Origin of the sequence: Micromonospora sp. NPDC000442 (assembly GCF_042898635.1) — a bacterium.
In the GTDB taxonomy this organism is placed as follows: Bacteria; Actinomycetota; Actinomycetes; order Mycobacteriales; family Micromonosporaceae; genus Micromonospora.
The window spans coordinates 66,317-88,405 of sequence record NZ_JBIAYZ010000014.1; the positions used below are offsets into that span (position 1 = coordinate 66,317).

The window sequence follows — 22,089 nt, forward strand, 5'->3', positions numbered from 1 at the left end:
GATCCCGGGTAGCGCTGTGGACGGCCGACGGTCCGGGCGGGTCTGAGAGCCCCCGCCCGGACCGTCGGTCCTGTCGTACCGGACCGCTCAGGCGGCCAGACCCTGCTTGAGCGCCGCACTGATGCTGACCGCCCGCTTGGCGGTCAGCGCGGTCGCCCCCAGCGCGACGTGGTCGGGCGCGGTCTCGCCGTTGTTGCTGGTGTGCGAGGCGCCGTACGGGTTGCCGGCGGTGAACTGGCTCGGCTCGGTGTACCCGGGGGTGACCACGATCCCGCCCCAGTGGTAGAAGACGTGGAACAGCGACAGCAGGGTCGACTCCTGCCCGCCGTGCTCGGTGGCCGTGGAGGTGAAGCCCGAGTAGACCTTGTTGGCCAGCGCACCCTGCGCCCACAGCGGGCCGGTGGTGTCGATGAACTGCTTGAGCTGGGCGGCGACCAGTCCGTAGCGGGTCGGCGAACCGAAGATCACCACATCCGCCCAGCTGAGGTCGTCGAGCTGCGCCTCCTCCACGTCCTGGGTCTCCAACCGGTGCGCCTCCCATCCCGAGTTGGAGCGGATCGCCTCGTCCGGTGCCAGCTCGCGTACCTTGCGCAGCCGCACCTCCGCACCCGCCTCACCGGCCGCCTCCGCTGCCGCCAGCGCCATCTGGTAGGTGATGCCAGTCGCGCTGTAGTAGATCACTGCCACCTTGACCTGTGCCGCCATCGTTCGTCCTTCCTTCTCGGGATCAGCTTCGGCGACTACCCGATGGTTGCGCCGACAAACACCGGGCGGTGTCCAGCGGTCGACGGAAGCGGTGTTCACCGCATCGCCGCGATGGCCGCCGGCCCGCTGCGGGCCGGGGCCGCCAGACCGCTGGTTTTTCCGGTAGCCGGCACCGGCGGCGTGCTGGCAGGCTGACCGGTGATGGAGATCAGGAGCGCGACCGCCGACGACTGGCCCGGCATCTGGCCATTCCTGCGGCAGATCGTCGGCGCGGGTGAGACGTACACCTGGCCCCGGGACGTCGACGAGGCACGGGCCCGGCAGATGTGGCTGGTGCCCCCGCCCGGCCGCACCGTGGTCGCGGTCGACCGGGACGGCACGGTCCTCGGCTCGGCGAAGCTGACCCCCAACCAGCTCGGTCCCGGGGCGCACGTCGCCAACGCCAGCTTCATGGTCGCTCCGGCGGCGGCCGGGCGTGGGATCGGGCGGGCCCTCGGCGAGCACGTGCTGGACCTGGCCCGCGCCGACGGCTACCGGGCGATGCAGTTCAACGCGGTGGTGGCGGTCAACACCCGCGCGGTGGCGCTGTGGCGCTGGCTCGGCTTCGAGGTGGTGGGACGGATCCCGGACGGCTTCCGACATCCCACGGACGGCTACGTCGACCTGCTGGTGATGTACCGGCTGCTCTGAGCCGGCAGGGCGGCCGTCGCGTGCCGCCGGATAGCCTGGGCCGGTGATGCTGCCCCTGCCGACCGGCGAGTTCCAGGCGTACCTGTTCGACTGCGACGGCACGATCGTCGACTCGATGCCCCAGCACTACACCGCCTGGCGGGACACCCTCGACCTGTGGGGCTGTGCCTTCCCCGAGGACCTCTTCTACGCCTGGGCCGGGCGACCGACCGCGGACATCGTCGTCGCCCTCAACGAACAACACGGCCTGGACATGCCGGTGGAGGCGGTCGTCGCGCACCGCGAGACGCGTTTCCAGCAGCTACTGCCCACCGCCACCGGCATCCCCGGGGTGCTGCGGCACATCGACGACGCGCACGGACGCATCCCGTTCGCGGTGGTCTCCGGAAGCACCCGGCAGGCCGTGACCGCCTCGCTGGACGCGCTGGGCATCCGCGACCGGTTCGACGTGCTGGTCTGCGCGGGCGACTACACCCGCCCCAAGCCCGACCCGGAGCCGTTCCTGCGCGCCGCCGAACTGCTCGGCGTACCGCCGAGGTCCTGCCTGGTCTTCGAGGACGCGGACCTGGGCATCGAGGCCGCGACCGCGGCGGGTATGGCCGCCGTCCGGGTGCCGCCGCCCCGCCGGGGCTGAGCGCGAGCACCGCCCGGCTTTGCTCAAGATATCCGCAAGTTGCGCGGAACACAGTTCTCGGCCAGGTAGGAAAACGTCATCCTGATGGCACCGGTGCCGGCGATTCCGTCGCCGCCCCGCACCGGTCGCCTGAACGGGGGATCGCGCTCCGCCACCAACGGCGCTGGCGTAGCGCGATCAGGGGAACCGCTCGGTCCACCGGGCCGGCCGTGTTGTCGGTGTCCGCGCCTATGCTGCCGTCGACATGGGTTCCGGCAGGAAGGCGGCCGACGTCGTGGCACTCGCCGATACGACCGCGCTCAGCGGTTCCGAGGCCCTCGCGCTACGGATGACGAGCCTCCTGCTGCGCCCCCACCCCACCATCGTCCCGCCGACCAATGTGGCCGACGTGGTGGAGTGGTTCGGTGCCATGCAGGCACAGGACCTGGCCAGCGGCATGTGGTCGCTGGGCGTACGGCTACCCGGGTCCACCCACGCCGACGTGCACGCCGCACTGGAGCACCGGGAGGCCCTACGGACCTGGCCGATGCGCGGCACCATCCACCTGGTGCCGGCCCGCGACGCCCGCTGGCTGCTGGAGCTGACCGGCGTACGCGCGCTCGCCGGGGCGGCGAGGCGACGTGAATTCCTCGGCCTGTCGGAGGCGGAGGCGGACCGGGCGGCCGACGTGCTGGGCGAGACGCTCGCCGGCGGCGGCCGACTGACCCGCGCCGAGTGCGTCGCCGCGCTTGTCGCGGCCGGCATCGACGGTGCCGGCCAGCGCGGCTACCACCTGCTGTGGTACGCGGCCCAACGCGGTGTCACCTGCATCGCCCCCAACGTCGGCACCGAGCAGACCTTCGCCCTGCTCGACGAGTGGGCACCCGGCCAGCGTCAACTCGACCGCGACGAGGCGCTGGCCACCCTGGCGCTGCGCTACTTCCGCAGCCACGGCCCCACCACCCGGCAGGACTTCGCCGGCTGGACGGGCCTGACCGCCGCCGACGCCAAGCGCGGCATCGCCGCCGCCGGTGCCGACCTGACCACCGTCGTGGTCGACGGCGTCGAGGCGGTGCTGCACACGCCGCTGCTGGACGCACCCCGCGCCGAGGTGGACGACGTGCTGGCCCTGCCCGGCTTCGACGAATACCTGCTCGGCTACAAGGACCGCGCGCTGATGCTCGCCCCGGAGCACAAACAGGCCATCATCCCCGGCGGAAACGGTGTCTTCCAGGCCACCGTCGTGGTCGGTGGCCGAGTGGTCGGCACCTGGAAACGCAGCCTGGCCAAGACCCGCGTCACCCTGACCGTGCACCCGCTGGCCGACCTCGACGCGGTCCGCCGCAAGCAGGTCGAGCAGGCGCTGCACCGGTACGCCGACTTCCTCGCCCTACCGCCCCGGGTCAATTGGAGCGACTGAACCACGGATACCGCGAGCCGGCCACGGCGGCCAGGCTGGCGAGCCCCGCCAACACCGCGACCGGTCCGCCAGGTCCGAGCACCGCGCATCGGCGAGGCCAACTGGGTGCGCGCAGAGCGCTACCTGATCCGGCACTCCGGCTGAGGATCCCGCAACGGGATTCGCCGCGATGGCACTTGTGCCCAAGCAGCCAAAAGCGAGATCATCACGCATGCTCGACCCCTCACCCGAGGACGACGGGACTTCGCCGACTGTTGCTACGCCGGCCTTCGTGGGTCGCGATCGGGAGATGGCGGCGCTGCGGGGTGCCGTGGCCCGGCCACCGGCGATCGTGCTGGTGGAGGGCGAGGCGGGGATCGGGAAGAGCCGGCTGCTGCGCGAATGGTTGGCGGCGCCGGACCACCGCACCGCCTTGGTCTCGGTGTGCCCACCGCTTCGCGAGTCGCTGACCCTGGGACCGATCGTCGACGCGTTCCGTGGGGTCGACACTCCGGTGTCGCGATTGCCGCTCACCGCGCTTGCGGGTGCGTTACGGCCCCTTTTCCCTGAATGGTCCTCGGACCTGCCGCCCGCACTGCAACCCCTGGACGACGCGAAGGCGGCACGGCATCGCCTGTTCCGCGCCCTGGACGAGCTGCTGGGGGCGCTGCGGGTCGACGTTCTCGTGCTCGAGGACGCTCACTGGGCCGACGAGGTGACCTTGGAGTTTCTGCTGTTCGTCGCCTCTCGGCAGCAAACGCACGGGCCAAGCCTCGTGATCTCCTACCGGCCCGAGGAGGTGGGCGACGGGTCGCTGTTGTTGCGGCTGACGTCCCGGTTGCCTGCCGGCGTGACCCAGCTGAGGATCGCCCTGGCGCCGATGCGACCCGACGACACGGCAGCGCTGGTGTCCTCGATGCTGGACGGCAACCCGGTATCGCACGAGTTCGCGACGTTCATGCACGAGCGGACCGGTGGCGTTCCGCTGGCGCTGGAGGAGTCGGTGCGCCTCGCGTGCGACCGTGCCGACCTCGTCTTCCGCGACGGGCAGTGGGTCCGGCTGAAGCTGCGCGAGCTACGGGTGCCGCCAACGGTGCGCGACTCCACCCGGGAGCGGGTGGGTCGTCTGTCGCCGACGGCGCAGCAGGTGTTGCGGGCCGCGGCCACGTTGGCTGAACGGTCATCGGTGGCCACGATCGCGGCGACCGCCGGCCTGCCACCCGCCGCCTGTCAGGGCGCCATCGCGGAGGCGGCCGACGCCGGCGTCCTGGACGCAGACGACCGCGGCCAGTGGCGGTTCCGGCATGTGCTGGCCGCCACGGCTGTCTATGAAGCGATCCCGTTGACCGACCGTAGACACTTCCACCTGTTGGCCGGCCGCGCCCTGGAGAACATCCATCCGCAGCCGGTAGCACGCCTTGCCCACCACTTCCGGGAGGCGGGCGAAACCCGGCGCTGGGCGCGATACGCCGAACAGGGTGCCGAGCGGGCCATGGCCTCGGGTGACCACACCAAGGCGGTCGACTTGCTTGTCGATCTGTTGAGGTATGCCGTACTGCCGCCGGTGGATCGGACCCGGGTCGCGCGGATCACCGGGGTTGCCGCACTGGGCCGTCGTGAACCGGTCGACGAGGTCTACCACCGCGTGATCCGTACCCTGCGCTCGGTGCTGGAGACCCCCGGCCTCTCCGCCCGCCAGCAGGCCGAGATCCGCAACCCCCTGGGTCGGCTCCTGATCCGCGGGGGTGAGGCGCAGGCCGCACTCAGCGAGCTGGAGCAGGCGGTGGCAAACCTCGACCATGACCCGGTCGAGGCGGCTCGGGCGATGACCTACCTCGGATGGGCCTATGCGGGACCGTGGCCGGCGTCGACCCATCGGCGTTGGCTTGATCGCGCCGCCGAACTCACCACCGAAGTCGACTCTCCCGCCGAGCGGCTGAACCTGGCCGGCAACCGAGCTGCGGCGTTGCTCATGCTCGGCGAAGAGGAGGCCTGGGACGTCGTTGCTGCATTACCCATCGACGGTGCGGCCTCGGCAGAGCGCCTCGACGTGGCCCGCATCCACACGAATGTCGGGACGGGCGCTCTGATCTGGGGTCGGTACGCCGACGCGGCGGAACACCTCGCCGTGGCCATCCGCCTTGCCGAGGTCGAGCAGGCGTCCCGGTTGCAGCACAACGTCCGACTCGAACAGGCCAACCTGGCGTGGCTCACCGGCCGGTGGGAGGGTCTCGCGGAACAGAGCGCGGCACTCGCCGACGCCGACCGCGACCGGCCGGCGCACTACCTCGGCAGTATCCGGCTCGCGGCGCGGCTGGCAGCCGCAGCCGGACGGCGGCGTGCCGCGGAGGAGCAGTTCCGCCTGGTTCTCGAAGAGGCCGCCCGTCTCGGCGCAGCCGACGACACGATGGAGGCCGCCGCCGCGCTGGCCAGACTGTGGCTGACGGACGGGAACAGCGGCCGGGCGCTGCAGGTCACGAACGAGCCGATGGACACCGTCCGGAGAAAAGGCATCTGGATCTGGGCGACGGACCTCGTTCCCGCCCGGATCGAGGCGCACCTTGCCGCTGGCGACCTCACGACCGCGACCCGCCTGGGCGACCAGCTCGCCAGGGGACTGCGGGGCCGAACGGCGCCTGCGCCCCGCGCCGCGCTCGCCGTATGCCGTGCCCTGCTGCTCGCCGCGACCGGAGACCACGCCCGCACGGCGGCGGCATACGATCGGGCGGCGCGCGCCTGGAGCGCACTGCCGCGCCCCTACGACGCCATGCTCGCCCGGGAACGTCAGGCCGAGGCACTCATCGCGCAAGGCCAGATCGAACACGGCCGAGAGCTGCTGGCCGCACAGTACGAGCAACTGTTCAGGCTCGGGGCCCGCGGCGACGCAGACCGTGTGGCACAGCGGCTTCGCGAACACGGTGCCGAGGTTCCGCGACTGTGGCGCGGTGGCCGACGAGGGTACGGCGACCAGCTCTCACCGCGCGAGCTTGACGTGGTTCAACTGGTTGTCGCCGGCAAGACCAACCGGGAGATCAGCCGGATCCTGGCCAAGTCCCCGGCCACGGTGGATCAACAGCTGCGTGCGGCGATGCGCAAGCTGAAGGTGACCTCCCGGACCGCGCTCGCGGTCAAGGCAGTCGAGGCTGGAGTGTTCGCCGAAGAGGACTCCCTCGACGCCCCGTCGTGAAAATTGACGTATCCGCTGGATAGCGACGGCCACTCGGTCCACCCGAGCATGGCTCCATGATCCATAGCCCTATGGCAATGCATGCCTGAGCAACCATCCGCGCGTGACGATGCCGCCATCGAGCACCCGCCACCAACCGAGCTGCCCCGCGAGCCGCGCGTCAGCGCCCCCGACGCCCACGACGCCGACGGTGGCGACGACCACGAGAACCACGACCCCTACCAACCCCTGTAGGCCGAAGGATCCACATGAAACTCAAAGCCCTTGCGGCTTCGCTGGCCGCAGCAGTCGGCCTGAGCATGATCCAGGCAGCACCGGCGTACGCCGCCGAGCCGGATCCAGGCGCCGCCGCCAGCAAGATCGCCTCAGACCTGAAGGACCGGTTCCGCACGGCTCCGGCTTCCGACTTCTGGATCACGTTCGACACCGCAGCCGACCTTGAGCCGGCGAAGAAAGTCACCGACTGGAACGCTCGCGGTCAGTTCGTCTACGACGCGCTGGCCACAGCGGCGAAGGACGCCCTGGATTCCGTCTCCGCCGAACTCGACCGGGCAGGCGTCGAATACACCTCCTACCCGATCGTCAACACGGTGCTCGTCAAGGGGGGCAGCGAAAAGCTCGCCCTCGACGTGGCCACGAAGAAGCAGGTCGCCGAGATCCAGGCGACGCCGCAGGTCGCGCTGATCGAGCCCGTCGACGAGAAGGGCCCAGCCGACCAGGCTGCCCGCCCCGCCGACCCGAAGGCCGCCGCCGAGGAAGGCACCTCCACGTGGGGTCTGGACGCCATCCGGGCCCCCCAGGCGTGGGCCATGGGCGCCACCGGTGCGGGTATCACCGTGTCCAACATCGACACGGGCGTCCAATTCGACCACCCCGCCCTGATGCACCAGTACCGCGGCACGAAGCCCGACGGCACCTTCGACCACAACTACAACTGGATGGCCACCCGGGGCACGTGCACGGGTACCCCCTGCGACGACGACGGACACGGCACGCACACCATGGGCACCATGGTCGGCGACGACGGCACCAACCACGTCGGCGTCGCCCCGGACGCGCGGTGGATCGCGACAGACGGCTGCTGCGACAGCACCGGCGTCGAGTCGCTGCTGCGGTCCGGCTGGTGGCTGCTCGCCCCGACCGACGTCCACGGTGACAACCCCGACCCGTCCAAGCGCCCGCACGTCATCAACAACTCGTGGGGCCAGTCCCTCGAGCACAGCTTCGACGACTTCTTCCAGGCCATCGACGAGGCCTGGAGCGCCGCGGGCATCTTCAGCGTCTGGTCATCGGGCAACACCGCGCCGTACGCGGCCTGCGACACCGTCTCCTCGCCCGGAGCCGCCGCGAGTGCCTACTCCGTGGGCGCCTCCCGGTCGGACGGCACGCTCGCGTCGTTCTCCCGCAAGGGCGAGGGTGAGGGTGGCCGGATCAAGCCCGAGATCTCCGCTCCGGGCGACGGCGTCCGGTCGTCCTACCCGAACAACAGCTACGCCCAACTGTCCGGCACCTCGATGGCGGCACCCCACGTCGCCGGCTCCGTCGCGGCGCTGTGGAGCTACGAGCCGACCCTCATCGGACAGGTCGAGCAGACCCGCCGCCTGCTCGCCGAGTCGGCCGTCGACGTCGACGACACCGAGTGCGGCGGCACCGCCGACTTCAACAACAAGTACGGCGAGGGCCGGCTCGACCTCGTCCGCCTGATCGAGCTCGCGCCCCGTAACGGCGGCACCCTCACCGGTGTCGTCACCGCCGACGGCGCCCCGGTCCCCGCCGCCGAGGTGACGATCAGCGGGCCGTTCAGCCGGTCGATCGGAACCGACAAGGACGGTCGGTTCACCACGAACCTGCCGGTCGGCGACTACCAGCTCAGTACCAAGGCCTTCGGCTACCTGACCGCGACCGCAGACATCACGATCACCCTCGGCCAGGACACCTCCATCAAGCTGCCACTCACGGCCGCCGCGAGGCACGACATCAGCGGCAGGGTCGTCGACGAGAAGAAACAGCCCGTCCCGAACGCCGACGTCTCCGTCAAGGACACCCCGCTGAAGCCGGTACGCACCGATGCCAACGGCGCGTTCACGATCACCGCTGTCCCCGAGGGCGGGTACACGCTCAACGTCAAGCCCAACGCCTGCTTCTCGCCCACGACCCTCCCGCTGACCGTCGGCGCGCAGAACGAGTCGCGGGAGATTCCCGTCGGGCTCGTCGTCGACGGGGGCGGCTACAGCTGCGCCGTCTCCGAGGGCGAGTACCTGCGCGGCACCGACCCGGTCGCGTTCACCAGTGGCGTGTGGGCGACGGTACAGCTGCCGTTCCCGGTCGCGCTCTACAACGGCAGTCACGACACCCTCGATGTCAGCCTGCGCGGCGTGGTTTCTCCGGGCATCAGCGGACCCGGCACCGGCGGTGCGGGCGTATTCCCGTTCTACGTCCAATCCCCCGTCCAGTTCGCCCCCGGCGGGGGCGTCTTCACGGCAGCCACCAACGTCGGCGGTGAGGACGCGTTCGTCGTCGAGTTCCGCAACGCCAGGATCTGGGCCTATCCGATCCGGTCGGAGTACACGGAGCCGGTCAACTTTTCGGCCACGCTGACCCGCTCGGGCACCGTGATCTTCGGGTACGGCGACGGCGTCGGAACCGACGACCCGGTGACCGCCGGCGTCCGCACCATCACCGGCATGCAGGGCTGGGCCGGCGTCGACGGCATCCGGTTCTCCGACAACGCCCCGGTGCTGCACGACGGGATGATCGTCACCTACGACATGCCTGACTTCGGCTACCTCGACGCGACCGTCGTCGACCAGAACGACGGGCTGCCGGTGGCCGGGGCCAAGGTCTCTTTCACGAACGAGAACGGGCTCGTCGAGACCGTCACGACCGACGGGACGGGCATCGTGCATCGGCAGCTTCCGGTCGGCGACTACACCATGACGGTCGACAAGCCGAACTACCCGAGCGCGGCATTCCCCTTCACCCTCGACAAGCTCTACGCGAATGCCAAGATCGACGTACGGCTGACCACGGGTGTCGCCGGCCTGAAGGCCGACGGCCTCGACGCGCTGTTGGGTACCGACCAGAACGGCGTGGGCTCGCTGACGCTTACCAACAACGGTTCCGCTCCGCTCACGTATGACCTGGCCGAGGCCGCGCGCCACCCCGACCTCGACGCCGCGGGCGCCACCACGCGCACCGGGAAGGGCGCGGACAGCACGATCGACCTCACCGCGTGGCAGGCCGGTGCGAGCGGCATGAAGCCGTCGAACGTCGACGGCAAGACGGCGACGTCGAGCGCCGCGGAAGCACAGGCGGCCGGCAAGGTCGGCACGACCGCCGGCGGAGACGTCATCACCCGGATCCCCATCCCACGCACGAACGAAAACCTGGCGACTACCGGCATCGGGTACGACGGCGACGTCTGGGTCCACGACTACAACGCGCGGACCAACACCGCCTACACGGTGGCAGGCAAGCCCACCGGGAAGGTCTTCGACGCGTCGTGGAACCCCGCATACCGGGCTTTCGACATGGCGCTCGACACCAAGACCGGTGACATGTGCCAGATGGAGGACAGCCCCGCCAGCTACATCCACTGCTTCGACCGGAAGACCGGGAAGAAGACCCGGCAGATCAAGGGTGACTGGTCGACGCTGCAACTGAGCGGACTCGCCTACAACCCGAAGGAGGACGTGTTCTACGTCGGCGGCCGGGCGAACGGCAGGATCGGGACCGTCGCCGGGACGTCGCACGACAACCCGGGTGCGCTGCTGTCCTTCTGCGCCCCACCGCTGCCCGAGGTGATCGGCCTGGCCTACAACCAGACGTCCGACACCATCTGGTACACCGACTTCACCTCGAATCGGCCCACCCGCCTGCTACAGGTCGACCCCGACGACTGCTCGCTGGTGAACGCGTGGTGGTTCCCCGGCCAGAAGCCACGCCAGGGCGGCGGCCTCGAGACCGACGCGACCGGTGCGCTGTGGGCGGCGGACCAACTCGCCGATGATGTCGTGCTGGTTGACGTCGAGGACGACCTGCTGACCGACCTGCCGTGGCTGTCGCTCTCCTCGACCGGCGGCAGCCTCGCCCCGGGTGAGTCGACGACCGTCCAGGTCTCGATCTCCTCGAAGGACACCAAGCCAGGAGTCCTCGGCGCGAACATCGTGGTCAGGTCCAACTCCGGACGCCAGTCCAAGACCTACGTCCCGGTGACGCTCACGACCACGAAGTACCAGGTCGGCGTCAACGCCGGCGGCGCCTCGTTCACCGACGCCTCCGGCTACACCTGGTCCGCCGACCAGGCCGCGGGCAAGAAGGCGTGGGGCTACGAGGGCAAGACGAAGGTCGCCACCACGAAGGCCGGGATCGAGGGCACGACCGACGACGCCCTGTTCCAGTCGCAGCGCACCACGCGGCAGAAGGAGCTGTTCTACCGCTTCCCCAACGCGCCCAAGGGCAGCTATGCGATCGATCTCGGGTTTGCCGAGATCGAGAAGGTGGCCAAGGGGAAGCGGGTGTTCGACGTCCTCGTGAACGGATCGCTGGCGGAGTACGCGTACGACGCCGCCGCGGTCGTGGGGTCGAACACCGCCGACTGGCGCACCGCCGTCGTGCAGCACGAGGGTGGTCCGCTGACCGTGGAACTGCGGGGGTCCAAGGGACTACGGACCCCGACCATTGCCGCGCTGCGGGTGACGCGCGACCCGCGCGCGGACACGGCGGAGCCGGAGCCCCAGCCCGAGCAGCCGGAACCGGGCCCCGTGCCGGTGGCCCCCGCCGGTCGCTCGTACTCGGTGACGGTGACCGACGGGCTCTACCGCCAGGGCACAAAGGAGTCCGGGTGGCACGGCGATGACGTCTGCGGGGTGCTGTGGTTCGACTCCAGCTTCCTGTTCCCGTTCTACGACACGGCCTGGGATGGCGTGTGCGTGACGACGAACGGCACGCTTGTCTTCGACCGCTCCAGCACCCTGAGAAACAACACGGCCCTGCCGTCGCGCAGTCCGATCGACGCGATCTATCCGCTCTGGGACGACCTCGTCGTCGACGCCCAGGCAGGCATCTACCTCGGTACGACCGAGGTGGACGGGCTGGCGGCGCAGATCATCGAATGGCGCAACGTCACCTTCGACAGTGACCCGACGGCTCGCGTGAGCTTCTCGGTCACCCTGGTCGCGGACGGGCGGGTCCAGATCGGGTACGGCGAGGGTGTCGGCGGAGAGAATCCCCTCACCCGAGGGGCGTCGGCGACGGTCGGCCTGGAGAGCCTGACGCGCAACCCCGCGAGCCAGTACTCCTTCAACGAACCGATCCTGAAGGCCGGCCTGGGGCTGGAGTACACCCTCCCGGCCGCGGGCACGATCGAGGGCACGGTCACCGACGCGAACGACGGCAAGCCAATCGCGGGGGCGATCGTCACGCTCGACGGGCCGAGCGGCGAACGGGTCATCACGGCCGACGAGAAGGGTCGGTGGAAGGCCCAGGCGCTGGTCGGCGAGAACTCCGTGCAGGTATCGGTGCCGAACTACGTCACCGTCAGCCACCCGGTGACCATCGCCGAGAAGGATCAGGCCGAGGTGGTCAACACTGCGTTGACCACGGGCGTCGCCACCGTCACGGCAGGTGACCTCGACTGGCTCCTCGACAGGGACCAGAAGGCGACGGCCGACGTGACCGTGACAAACACCGGCTCCGCCCCGCTCGAGGTGCGGATCAGCGAGCAGAAGCGCACCAGCGACGGCGGACACGAGGCCGCCGACCTGCCGTGGCTGACCCTCACTGGCGCGGCGGCAACCGGCACGGTCGAGCTCGCGGTCGGCGAGTCCACCACGGTCACGGCGACGGCCGACAACGCCGACGTCGAGCCCGGCCTGCTCGCCGGCGGCGTGCTCGTGGCGTCGAACGCCGGCAAGGGCGAGGCCCAGCTCAAGCAGGTCCGCGTGGCGACCTCGGCCTACTGGAAGGGCGTCAACGTCGGCGGTTCCGGGTACGTCGGCACCGACGGCTTCGTCTGGTCGCCCGACCAGCGGCTCGATTCGCGCCCGTGGGGCTACGTCGGCGGCAAGGCGCGTGCCACAAAGGCCGACATCGCCGGCACCGAGGACGACGCACTGTTCCGCACCCAGCGGACCGGCGAGACGTTCAGCTACGTGTTCAAGAACGCCCCCGCCGGGAAGTACCGAATCGCCCTCGACTTCGCGGAAATCGAGAAGGTCAAGCCCGGCAGGCGTGCCTTCGATGTTCTGGTCGACGGCAAGGTCGCGCTACACGACCACGATGTGCAGGCGAAGGTGGGTGCGCGGACCGCCGACGTGAACACGGTCACCGTCGAGCACGCCGGTGGCGATCTGAAGGTCGAGCTTCGCCGCGAGAAGGGCGAGCGCGACCCGATCCTCAACGCCCTCAAGGTCCAGCAGGACCCGCGCCTGTGAGGTAACCAACCTATCCGTCAACAGTGGTCAGAGCCTCCACGAACGGATCGCCGTGGGGGCTCTGACCACAACTATGAGGACTGGCCGACTCCGCCACCCTGCGTTACCACCCGTCCACCGCTGGTGCCGCCCCGCTCAGGATCTCGGGTCGGTGGTCAGGAAGGCGCGCACCGTCGCGGCGGCTGGCGATCACCAGGGCCGGTTGGGTGACCTGCGCGGTGAGGTCGTCGCGGGGCCGCATGTCGTTGCGGAAGCCGGTGCCGGAGCGCATCCGGGAAAGGAGCCAGACCAATTGCGTACGCTGCGCCGGGGTCAACTCGGCCAGCACCTGATCCGCCGGCAGGGTGGCCAGGCCGGCGAGCAACTGCCGCAGACCTCGTTCCGGCGCGCGGCGCAACAGAGCCCGCATCCCACCCCACGTCACACTCTCGGTGCGGGGCGCGAACATCAGCCGCGCCAACAGCCGGGTGCGGCGGTCCGGATAGGGCAGCGGCCCCAACGCGCCTTGCAGAATCAGCCGCTCCACCAGGGTTGGGTGACGGGCCGCGAAGGCCACCGCGGTCGGCCCGCCCGGCGGAGATGCCGACCGCCGCCGTGACCCGCTGAAAGCCCAGGTGCCGGCACAGCTCGGCGGTCACGTCGGCGAAGCCGGGCACGGTTGTCCCGGTGGTGACAGGGGTGCGGCCGTACCCCGGACGCGACGGCGCCAGCACTGAGATGTGCGCCTCGGCGTAGACCCGCTCGTCCAAGGTCAGACCGGCACGCATGTGACCACCGTGAAACACCACGACGACCGCGTCCCCGCGCTGGTCCAGCCGATACTCCACCGGGCTGGGGGACAGGGTCACGGTGTTCGTCGGCCGCTCCATCATGGAGGTCATCGGGTCGACACCCCGCTGCGGACCTTGCCGGCCGCGATCCGGGACGCCGCCTTGCGCAGAACGCCGGGCACGAGCCGGCGATGCAGGACCGACAGCGGGGGCCAGACCAGGTGCGCCAGCCAGCGGTCGTAGCGTAGGAATGTTCCCAGAGCCACGCTGTCACCGGAGGCCTGGACGACCAGGTTGGCGGCCAGGAACCAAGAAGCAGCCTCGAGTCGGATCCATCCGTCGCCCTGCTCGCCGATCCGCCAGCCGGCTACGGTGTCCGCCGACGGGGTCCGGCTGAGCCGCAGGCCCATCAGGCCCCGCCACAGAAACAGCTCGATGGCGTCGGGTGTGTCACCGAACATCACGCGGGCCCATTGTTCGACCGTCGCGGCGGCGTTGGTCGGCAGCACGAAGTGGTCGGCGTAGTCGATCCGGGACAGGGAGCTGAGGGTACGCACCGACGCGGGCAGACGTTCGGCCCCGACGGTGGCTCCTACGGTCATGGGGACAGCTCCATTCGTAATATACGGTGCCGTATATAGCTACTGTAGCGACCATATACGGTGATGTACACAACAGAACGAGGTGAGACGCAGTGGCTGTCACCCGCACGCCTCGCGACAGGTGGATCGAGGAGGGCCTGCTGGTCTTGGCCGAGGGCGGCCCGGACGCCGTCCGGGTCGAGGTGCTCGCGAAGCGGCTCGGCGTCACCAAGGGCGGCTTCTACGGCTTCTTCGACGACCGTGAGGCGCTGCTCCGCGCGATGCTCGACGTGTGGGAGTGCGAGAGCACGGACGAGGTGATCGCGCGCGTCCAGCGTGAGGGTGGCGACCCGCGCAGCCAGATCCAGCGGGCCGGCGTGCTCACGTTCTCCAGTAGCCGGTTGCTGCCGATCGACCTCGCGATCCGCGCCTGGGCGCGGCGCGATGAGGTGGTCGCCGAGCGGCTGCGCGCGGTGGACAACCGGCGGATGGCGCTGCTGCGCCAGATGATCGGCGCCTTCTATTCGGACCCGGAGGAGATCGAGGCCCGCGCCCTGCTCGCCTTCTGCATGGCGATCGGCGTGCACTTCCTGGCCGCCGATCACGAGCAGCGCACCCGAAGTGACGTTGCGCAGCGTGCGGTCGACCTGCTGTTCGATCGCGCGCCCCGATCCGCAGCGACGGCCGAGTAGGCGACAACATCAGAGATGTTGTCGCATCAAGCCGCTGCGAGGCAGCAACATCCCGGTAGTTGCGGGCGGCCCGGTGAGCGACGAACGCGCGCTACGCGGACGGGGCAAAGGTCAACGCCGGGCCGCGCCGTCGGCCTCGTGTTCTGCCTACGGCAGAGTCCGTTGGCTACGTCGCGCCACCGCTGCTTGGCTGGGCACCATGCAGACACTGGTGCTGGGCGGGACGGCGTGGCTGGGGCAAGAGGTGGCCCGGCAGGCCGTCGCTCGGGGACATTCCGTCACCTGCCTGGCCCGTGGGGAGAGCGGGGCGGTGCCGGACGGCGCGGTTCTCGTCCGCGCGGACCGCAGCGACCCGACGGCGTACGACGCGCTGCGTGACCGTGACTGGGATGCCGTCATCGAGGTGTCGTGGCAGCCGGGCTTCGTCCGGCAGGCCCTGCGCGCGCTTGGCGACCGGGCCCGGCACTGGAGTTACGTCTCGTCGGTCAGCGCCTACGCCAGCCACGACACGCCCGGCGCCGACGAGTCGGCGGCCACCCTGCCGGCTGCGGTCCGCGACGAGGTCGACCGTGAGGAGTACGGCGAAGCCAAGGTGGCCTGCGAGCAGCTCTCCGCCAGCGAGGTGGGAGAACGGCTGCTGGTGGCCCGCGCCGGGCTGATCGGCGGCCCCGGCGACCACACCGATCGCTCCGGCTACTGGGTCGCCCGTGCCGCCCGCGACCCCGAGGCACCCATGCTGGTACCCCGCACCCCCGACCTGCCGACCCAGGTGGTCGACGTGCGCGATCTGGCCGCCTGGCTGCTGGACAGCGCAACGGCCGGCACCGTCGGCACGTTCAACGCGGTCGGGCCGGTGGTGCACTTCGGTGAATGGGTCGCCCGGTGCCGCGCCGTCGGCGGGCACACCGGCCCGGTGGTCGACGTCGACGCCGACTGGCTGGTGGCCCAGGGCGTGGCCCAGTACATGGGCCCGGAGTCGCTGCCGATGTGGCTTGTCGAACCGGGCTGGTCCGGCTGGTCGGCGCGCAGCGGCGCGGCGGCGGTCGACGCCGGGCTGCGCCACCGGCCGCGCTCGGATCTGCTGGCGGACACCCTCGCCTGGGAGCGCGAGGCGGGGCTGCACCGCGACCGACGCGCCGGTCTGAGCGCCGGCCGAGAGGCCGAGCTGCTCGACGCCCTGGCCCGGTCGAGCGGCCCTCGGTCAGCCTGCTGAGGGCTGCTGCCGGACAACCGACGCTGTAGCTGGCCGAGGAGCGACAACATCAGGGATGTTGTCGTGTCAAGCCACCGCGAGGCAGCAACATCCCCGTAGTTGTAGGCGGCCCGGCGGGCGTCACCGGCGAGCGACGTACCTCCCGGCGCGAGGCCGTGTGTGTTCCCAACGGTTGCTCACAGCGCTGTGCCATGTCGGCGTGTCGCGCTGCCAACGCAAAGCGCCCGCCCTGCGAAGGGGCGGGCGTTGTCGCGTGTCTGGGTCAGGCCCGATCGGTGACCTGAGCGACGAACGCGCGCCACGCGGACGGGGCAAAGGCCAGCGCCGGGCCGGTCGGGTCCTTCGAGTCGCGGACACCGACGACGCCGGGAAGATTGTCGGCAACCTCAACGCAGTTGCCGCCGCTGGTGCCGCTACGGGTCGTCTTGCGCCACCGCGCACCGTTCAGGTCCATCGATTCGCCACTTCCTTGAGGAGGTCCAGGGACTGTCGCCGGGGTAGGGCCTCGGTACGAACGCTCTCCCACCGCTCGAAGAGCGTATCGAGGTCGGCTGTGCGGTCCACGACATCGCCGCCTAGCTGGCTTTCGAGGTGCCCGATCCAACTGCCGTCCGGCATGTGTGCCAGGGACAGCGGGCCGGACAACCCGGCGTGAAGGCCAACGTCGGCCGGAACGACGTGGATGCTGATGTTGGGTCGCTCCGCGCAAGCTACAAGGTGCGAGAGCTGCCCGGCCATCATTTTCTCGGCCCCGTCGCCCGCGCGCCGGATCGCACCCTCATCGACGACAACGACGAGTTGGGGTGGAGACTCCCGCGTGAGGATGGCTTGCCGTTCGAGCCGACCGGCAACCCGGCGATCCACCTCGCCGTCGGTCAGGCGGGGGTCGAGCCGCAGGACGGCGTGAGCGTATGCCTCGCTCTGCAACAGGCCCGGGATCAGGTTGGGCTCGAAGTAGCGGAGCTGCGTCGCACCGCGCTCGGCGTCGAGCCATGGCAGGAACCAGGACGGTGTGCCGAGCTTCATCGCCAGGCGCTCGAACAGGCCACCGTTGCCCAGCGCGCGGTCGGCGCCTCGGGCGAAGTCCAAGGTCAATGCCCGAGTGCCGCCTTCAACGGCGCTGACGTGGGAGGCACTGAAGCCTGCGCCCCGACCGAATGCCTCTTGCGTCATGCCGGCTGCGCCCCGCGCCCGGCGGATCTCGCCCACGATGAAGGACGCCACGGGCTCTGGCATGTCACGCATTCATGGCTCCCCACAATGAAGGTCAACTACCCACGTCGCCACCAGGTCAGCGGCCGTTTCGCCAGCTCAGCCCGGACGCCGGAAGCACCTTCCGAGAGTAACGGCCCGCATATCAGAGTGTCACCAGCGGAACCGTGGGCGTGGCACAGCCCGCCGGCGGGACCAGCACGGGGCCGCCCGACGGGCGAGCACTCTCGGGCGGCCCTCCCCCAACTCCGTGTCGACTGAGGAGGCCAGCCGTGCCCGTTCCGAAGCCCACCACCGCCGTACCCGCGTCCCGCTGGCCGGCCCGGCTCGACCGTCGCCGTGTCGGGTGACGCGAGAGGACGGCACGCCTCGGGTCTGCCCCGGCGTGTACCTCCTGGACCGGGAGACCTCCCCGCAGTTCGCCAACCCGATCCTGGTGCGGGTGATCCGCGAGCTAATCGACCGAAACCCGCCGTACGGCTGGACCTGGGTCGACTGCTATCAGCTCGACCGGCACGGCGACGCGACGGAGAAGCGGCAGTTGTTCGTGATGCCGCAGGGGATGCGCCCGGTCAACGTGGCACCGGTCCCCTACGCCGCGCGGCGGCCCCCGCCCCGCTCCCGCGCCGCGCGGACACGCGGATGAGCACCGGGCCGGATGAGCATGTGCCGTCCCGTCCCACCTGGCGCTGCCGGGCCTGCGGGATCGCCTGGCCCTGTTCCTCGGCGAAACTGCGCCTGCTCGCCGAGTACCGGGACAACATGCCGGGCCTGATGGTCTATCTCGTGACGGTGCGCGAGGAGGCCGCCGAGCAGCTCGCCGGGCTGAACGGCGGCGGGCCGCCTGTCGACCTGCACCGGCGGTTCACCGACTGGGTGCCGGTCCGGTCCAGATGAGCCGCCCGCCCCGGGTCCGCGCACTCCCCCGACGCGCGCCCGGGGCGGGCTCCGCCGCCTGGGCTCAGTCGACGTCGGGGGTGTGGCCGAGTTCGCCGGAGATCTGGGTCGCGGTGTCGAGCAGCAGGGGAAGGCTGTCCTTCAGCTTGTCGAGGCTCGCGATGACCTCGATCGCGGTCATCGAGGCGGCGGCGATGACCCGCCCGCGCGAGTCCCTGATCGGCGCCGCCACGCACATGACGTACGTGTCGTGTTCGCCGTTGTCGACGGCCCAGCCCTGTTCCCGGATGCGGACGAGTTCGGCTTCGAGCGACTCGCGGTCGGCGTACGTGGTGGGGGTGAATCGTTCGAAGACGACGTGGGAGAGGAGTCGGTCGCGTTCCTCCGTGGGCAGGTACGCCAGAATGATCTTGCCGACGGCGCTCGCGTAGATCGAGACCGCGCGCCCGATCCGCGACGGCAGCTTGACGGCGTCGAAGGCCGGACTGTCGACCTTGTCGATGTAGATGATCTCGTCGCCGGTCAACTGTGCCAGGTGCACGGTGTGGCCGGTCTCGCGCTGGAGCGCGCGCAGCGGCGCGGCTGCGAACTGGCGCAGGTCCATCGAGCCCAGGGCGAGTTCCGACAGTTCGATGATGCCGCTGCCGAGCACGTAGGTCCCGGCACCGGTGCGGCGGACGAAGCGCGCTGATTCGAGCGTCTGGAGGATCCGCAGGGCGGTGGACTTGTGGACCCCCAGGACCTCCGCCGCCTCGGTGAGTGACAGCGGATGCTCCGCGGCGCGACGGATCAGGTCGACCGCACGGCGAATCGATTGCGACAAGGTGGTGTGCTCCCTCCGCACAGTGACCCCGACGGCCCCGGTTGCATCATATGCAATGTAGTCCGCTCCAGCTGCAACCCACTATTGACACCGTTGCACATAGCGCTACGATCGTTGCAGATTTCAGCTCGGCGACTCTGACCTGTTGCAGGGGAGCGACGATGCGCAAGGAGCCCTGGTTCGGAAGTGCCGCTGAGGCGTTGCCGGACGACGTCGACCACAGCGTCCTCATCGGCCGGATCTGGGACCCGTCCGTCGACGGCCCCTCACCCGTGACCGTCCGCGACGGCGAGGTCATCGACGTCAGTCACCGGTTCCCGACCGTCCGGGACATCTGCGAGCTGCCGGACCCCGCCAGGACGGTGGCCGGGTTGGACGGGCCGCGGGTCGGCGGCTTCGACGAGCTACTGGCCAACACCGGCGCCACCAACCGTGACCGAAGCCGGCCCTGGCTGCTCGCACCGGTCGACCTGCAAGCGCTCAAGGCCGCTGGCGTGACCTTTCCCGTCTCGATGATCGAACGGGTCATCGAGGAACGGGCCCGGGGAGACCTGACCCGCGCGGCGGACATCCGTCGCCGGATGCTCGCCGACATCGAGGCCGACCTGCACAGCCTGGTCCCCGGCTCGGCAGCGGCGGAACGGCTCAAGACCGCACTGATCGCGGAGGGCATCTGGAGTCAGTACCTGGAGGTGGGGATCGGGCCGGACGCCGAGATATTCACCAAGGGTCAGCCCCTCTCCGCCGTCGGCACCGCCGTCCCGGTCGGCGTGCTCGCCGCGTCCACCTGGAACAACCCGGAACCCGAGGTCGCACTGATCGTCCAGTCCAGCGGCCGGATCGTCGGCGCCACCCTGGGCAATGACGTCAACCTGCGGGATGTCGAGGGTCGCTCGGCGCTCCTGCTCCCCCTGGCGAAGGACAACAACGCCTCGTGCGCCCTCGGTCCGTTGATCCGGCTGTTCGACGAGCGGTTTCCGCTCAGTCGGGTACGCGAACTCGAGGTGGCTCTCCAGGTCCACGGGGTGGACGACTTCCGCCTGGCGGCAACCTCGGAAATGGCCCGGATGTCACGCGAGCCGGCGGCGCTGGTGCGGCAGTTGATCGGCCCCCATCACCAGTATCCCGACGGCGCTGTGCTGATGCTCGGCACCATGTTCGCCCCCACCCAGGACCGCGAACGCCCCGGTGAGGGCTTCACCCACAAGGTCGACGACGTGGTGCGGATCAGCTGCCCGGCGCTCGGCACCCTGGTCAACCGGGTGCGGCACGCCGAGCAGTGCGAACCCTGGCGGTTCGGCGTCCGCGATCTCATGAGCAATCTGGCGAGGAGAGAACTGCTGTGAACGTCACCACCACCGATCCGCGCGACGGCCGACATCACCCGACCGATCTCACCGAGACGGACGAGCCTGGCGTGGCGACGATCGCCGGCCAGGCGTCCCGGGCGGCACAGTGGCTGTTCGACCTGGGCAGGCTCGGCCGGGCGCAACTGCTGGACGCGGTCGCCACCTCCCTGGAATCCCGTCGCGGGGACCTGGTCGCGGCCGCGGAGGCGGAGACCGGGCTGAGTCAGGCGCGACTCGACTCGGAACTCACCCGGGCGGCGATCCAGTTCCGGATGTTCGCGGATGTGCTGCGCGACGGTGGGTACCTGGAGGCGGCCATCGACCACGCCGCCGACACGCCACTCGGGCCCGGCCCGGACCTCCGGCGGATGCTCGTACCCCTCGGGCCGGTGGCCGTCTTCGGCGCCAGCAACTTCCCGTTCGCCTTCTCGGTCGCCGGCGGCGACACCGCTTCGGCGCTGGCCGCCGGGTGTCCCACGGTCGTGAAGGCCCACCCGTCCCATCCGCTGACATCGCGTGCCTCCGCCGACGCGATCGGGTCGGCCGTGGGCGACCTGGGTGGGCCCGACGGTGTGATCGCGGCCGTGTACGGGGAGCAGGCCGGCCGTTGGCTGGTGCGCCAGCCGACGATCCGGGCGGCCGCCCTGACCGGCTCCGTCGGTGCCGCCCGCGCCATCCAGGCGGCCATCGACGAACGCGCCGACCCCATTCCGTTGTACGCCGAGTTGAGCAGCGTGAACCCGATCGTCGTGCTGCCCGACGCCGCTGCCGGGCGGGGAGACCAGATCGCCGACGGGCTGTTCGCCTCCTTCACCGCCTCGAGCGGTCAGCTCTGCACCAAACCCGGGCTGGCGTTCCTCCCGGCGGACCCGGGCGGCGACCGGCTGGTCGACACGCTCCGGGCAAAGGTCGCCGCCGCTGGCGGGATGGTCCTGTTGAACCAGCGCATCCGGGATGCGTACGAGAGCGGGGCGATCGCGTTGGAGAAGGCCGGCGCTCGCCTCTCGGCGCGGCCCCGGATCGACGCTGGCGCGGGTTTCACGGTGGCACCGATGCTCCTGGAGGTCGACCTGCCGGGCCTGACCGCCGAGATCGCCGACGAGTGCTTCGGCCCGCTCATGGTCGTGGTCCGCTACCGCGACGTCGCCGAGCTCGACGCCGCGCTGGCGACCGTGCCGCCGTCGCTCACCGGCTCCATCCACAGCGGACCGGGCGATGACACCGATGCCGTACGCACGTTGGTGGACGGCCTCGCCGCCCGCTCGGGTCGCATCGTCTTCGACGGCTATCCCACCGGTGTCCGGGTGTCGTGGGCGCAGCACCACGGTGGGCCCTGGCCGTCGACGAATGCCGTGCACACCTCGGTGGGCGCCACGTCGATCCGACGGTTCCTGCGCCCGCTGGCGTGGCAGAACGCCCCGGAATGGATCCTCCCCGAGGAACTGCGAGACGAGTACACCGCCATCCCCCGCCGAGTCGACGGGAGGTGGGTGCCAGGGATCGATCCCCAGCCGTGATGTCGAC

18 protein-coding genes are annotated in these 22,089 nt (G+C 70.4%); 12 read left to right on the top strand and 6 right to left on the bottom strand.

Translation table 11 applies throughout. The features are described 5' to 3' along the window. Nucleotides 1-87: 87 nt before the first annotated feature. Nucleotides 88-705 (bottom strand): NAD(P)H:quinone oxidoreductase, encoded by a 618-nt coding sequence (wrbA, locus tag ACFY2A_RS21765; RefSeq protein ID WP_363924103.1) that lies wholly within the window; start codon nt 703-705, stop codon nt 88-90. 201 nt (nt 706-906) lie between these two features. Between wrbA and ACFY2A_RS21770 the strand changes: the two genes are divergently transcribed. From ACFY2A_RS21770 to ACFY2A_RS21795, 6 genes are all read left to right on the top strand, one after another. Beyond that, nucleotides 907-1,395, top strand: a complete 489-nt coding sequence (locus ACFY2A_RS21770; protein ID WP_387174057.1) for a GNAT family N-acetyltransferase — start codon at nt 907-909, stop codon at nt 1,393-1,395. A gap of 46 nt (nt 1,396-1,441) precedes the next feature. Further along, entirely contained in the window at nt 1,442-2,029 is a 588-nt protein-coding gene (locus tag ACFY2A_RS21775) for an HAD family hydrolase (RefSeq protein WP_387174200.1), read from the top strand. A gap of 244 nt (nt 2,030-2,273) precedes the next feature. Then, nucleotides 2,274-3,428, top strand: coding sequence for a winged helix DNA-binding domain-containing protein (locus ACFY2A_RS21780; RefSeq protein ID WP_387174059.1), 1,155 nt, complete (start codon nt 2,274-2,276; stop codon nt 3,426-3,428). Between the two features lie 271 nt (nt 3,429-3,699). Then, nucleotides 3,700-6,594: an ATP-binding protein gene (locus tag ACFY2A_RS21785; RefSeq protein WP_387174061.1), complete on the top strand. Its 2,895-nt coding sequence runs from the start codon at nt 3,700-3,702 to the stop codon at nt 6,592-6,594. An 81-nt stretch (nt 6,595-6,675) separates the two neighbouring features. Then, entirely contained in the window at nt 6,676-6,828 is a 153-nt protein-coding gene (locus tag ACFY2A_RS21790) for a hypothetical protein (protein WP_363924096.1), read from the top strand. Between the two features lie 14 nt (nt 6,829-6,842). Continuing rightward, nucleotides 6,843-13,028, top strand: coding sequence for a S8 family serine peptidase (locus ACFY2A_RS21795; RefSeq protein WP_387174063.1), 6,186 nt, complete (start codon nt 6,843-6,845; stop codon nt 13,026-13,028). A gap of 103 nt (nt 13,029-13,131) precedes the next feature. On the opposite strand, the gene ACFY2A_RS21800 is transcribed toward ACFY2A_RS21795, so the two are convergent. Both ACFY2A_RS21800 and ACFY2A_RS21805 read right to left on the bottom strand, forming a co-directional pair. Continuing rightward, nucleotides 13,132-13,554 (bottom strand): hypothetical protein, encoded by a 423-nt coding sequence (locus ACFY2A_RS21800; RefSeq protein ID WP_387174065.1) that lies wholly within the window; start codon nt 13,552-13,554, stop codon nt 13,132-13,134. Nucleotides 13,555-13,905: 351 nt separating this feature from the next. After that, the gene (locus ACFY2A_RS21805) at nt 13,906-14,400 is read right to left on the bottom strand and encodes a hypothetical protein (protein WP_387174067.1); all 495 of its coding nucleotides are present in this window, start codon (nt 14,398-14,400) and stop codon (nt 13,906-13,908) included. A gap of 92 nt (nt 14,401-14,492) precedes the next feature. On the opposite strand from ACFY2A_RS21805, the gene ACFY2A_RS21810 reads away from it, so the two are divergent. Both ACFY2A_RS21810 and ACFY2A_RS21815 read left to right on the top strand, forming a co-directional pair. Further along, entirely contained in the window at nt 14,493-15,071 is a 579-nt protein-coding gene (locus ACFY2A_RS21810; RefSeq protein WP_387174069.1) for a TetR/AcrR family transcriptional regulator, read from the top strand. Nucleotides 15,072-15,270: 199 nt separating this feature from the next. Further along, on the top strand, nt 15,271-16,284 hold the full coding sequence (locus ACFY2A_RS21815) for an NAD-dependent epimerase/dehydratase family protein (RefSeq protein ID WP_387174071.1): 1,014 nt from the start codon (nt 15,271-15,273) through the stop codon (nt 16,282-16,284). Nucleotides 16,285-16,546: 262 nt separating this feature from the next. On the opposite strand, the gene ACFY2A_RS21820 is transcribed toward ACFY2A_RS21815, so the two are convergent. Further along, on the bottom strand, nt 16,547-16,738 hold the full coding sequence (locus ACFY2A_RS21820; protein ID WP_387174073.1) for a DUF397 domain-containing protein: 192 nt from the start codon (nt 16,736-16,738) through the stop codon (nt 16,547-16,549). Next, entirely contained in the window at nt 16,729-17,529 is an 801-nt protein-coding gene (locus tag ACFY2A_RS21825; RefSeq protein ID WP_387174075.1) for a helix-turn-helix transcriptional regulator, read from the bottom strand. The genes ACFY2A_RS21820 and ACFY2A_RS21825 overlap by 10 nt, the downstream gene beginning before the upstream one ends. Before the next feature lie 313 nt (nt 17,530-17,842). On the opposite strand from ACFY2A_RS21825, the gene ACFY2A_RS21830 reads away from it, so the two are divergent. Continuing rightward, a complete protein-coding gene (locus ACFY2A_RS21830) occupies nt 17,843-18,142 on the top strand; it encodes a hypothetical protein (RefSeq protein WP_387174077.1) in 300 nt (99 codons plus the stop codon). Further along, entirely contained in the window at nt 18,139-18,393 is a 255-nt protein-coding gene (locus tag ACFY2A_RS21835; protein ID WP_363924087.1) for a flavin reductase, read from the top strand. The genes ACFY2A_RS21830 and ACFY2A_RS21835 overlap by 4 nt, the downstream gene beginning before the upstream one ends. Before the next feature lie 64 nt (nt 18,394-18,457). On the opposite strand, the gene ACFY2A_RS21840 is transcribed toward ACFY2A_RS21835, so the two are convergent. After that, a complete protein-coding gene (locus ACFY2A_RS21840; protein ID WP_387174079.1) occupies nt 18,458-19,216 on the bottom strand; it encodes an IclR family transcriptional regulator in 759 nt (252 codons plus the stop codon). Nucleotides 19,217-19,377: 161 nt separating this feature from the next. On the opposite strand from ACFY2A_RS21840, the gene ACFY2A_RS21845 reads away from it, so the two are divergent. Both ACFY2A_RS21845 and ACFY2A_RS21850 read left to right on the top strand, forming a co-directional pair. Beyond that, on the top strand, nt 19,378-20,562 hold the full coding sequence (locus ACFY2A_RS21845; RefSeq protein ID WP_387174081.1) for a fumarylacetoacetate hydrolase family protein: 1,185 nt from the start codon (nt 19,378-19,380) through the stop codon (nt 20,560-20,562). After that, nucleotides 20,559-22,082: an aldehyde dehydrogenase (NADP(+)) gene (locus ACFY2A_RS21850; protein ID WP_387174083.1), complete on the top strand. Its 1,524-nt coding sequence runs from the start codon at nt 20,559-20,561 to the stop codon at nt 22,080-22,082. Before ACFY2A_RS21845 ends, ACFY2A_RS21850 begins: the two co-directional genes overlap by 4 nt. Nucleotides 22,083-22,089 lie beyond the last annotated feature (7 nt).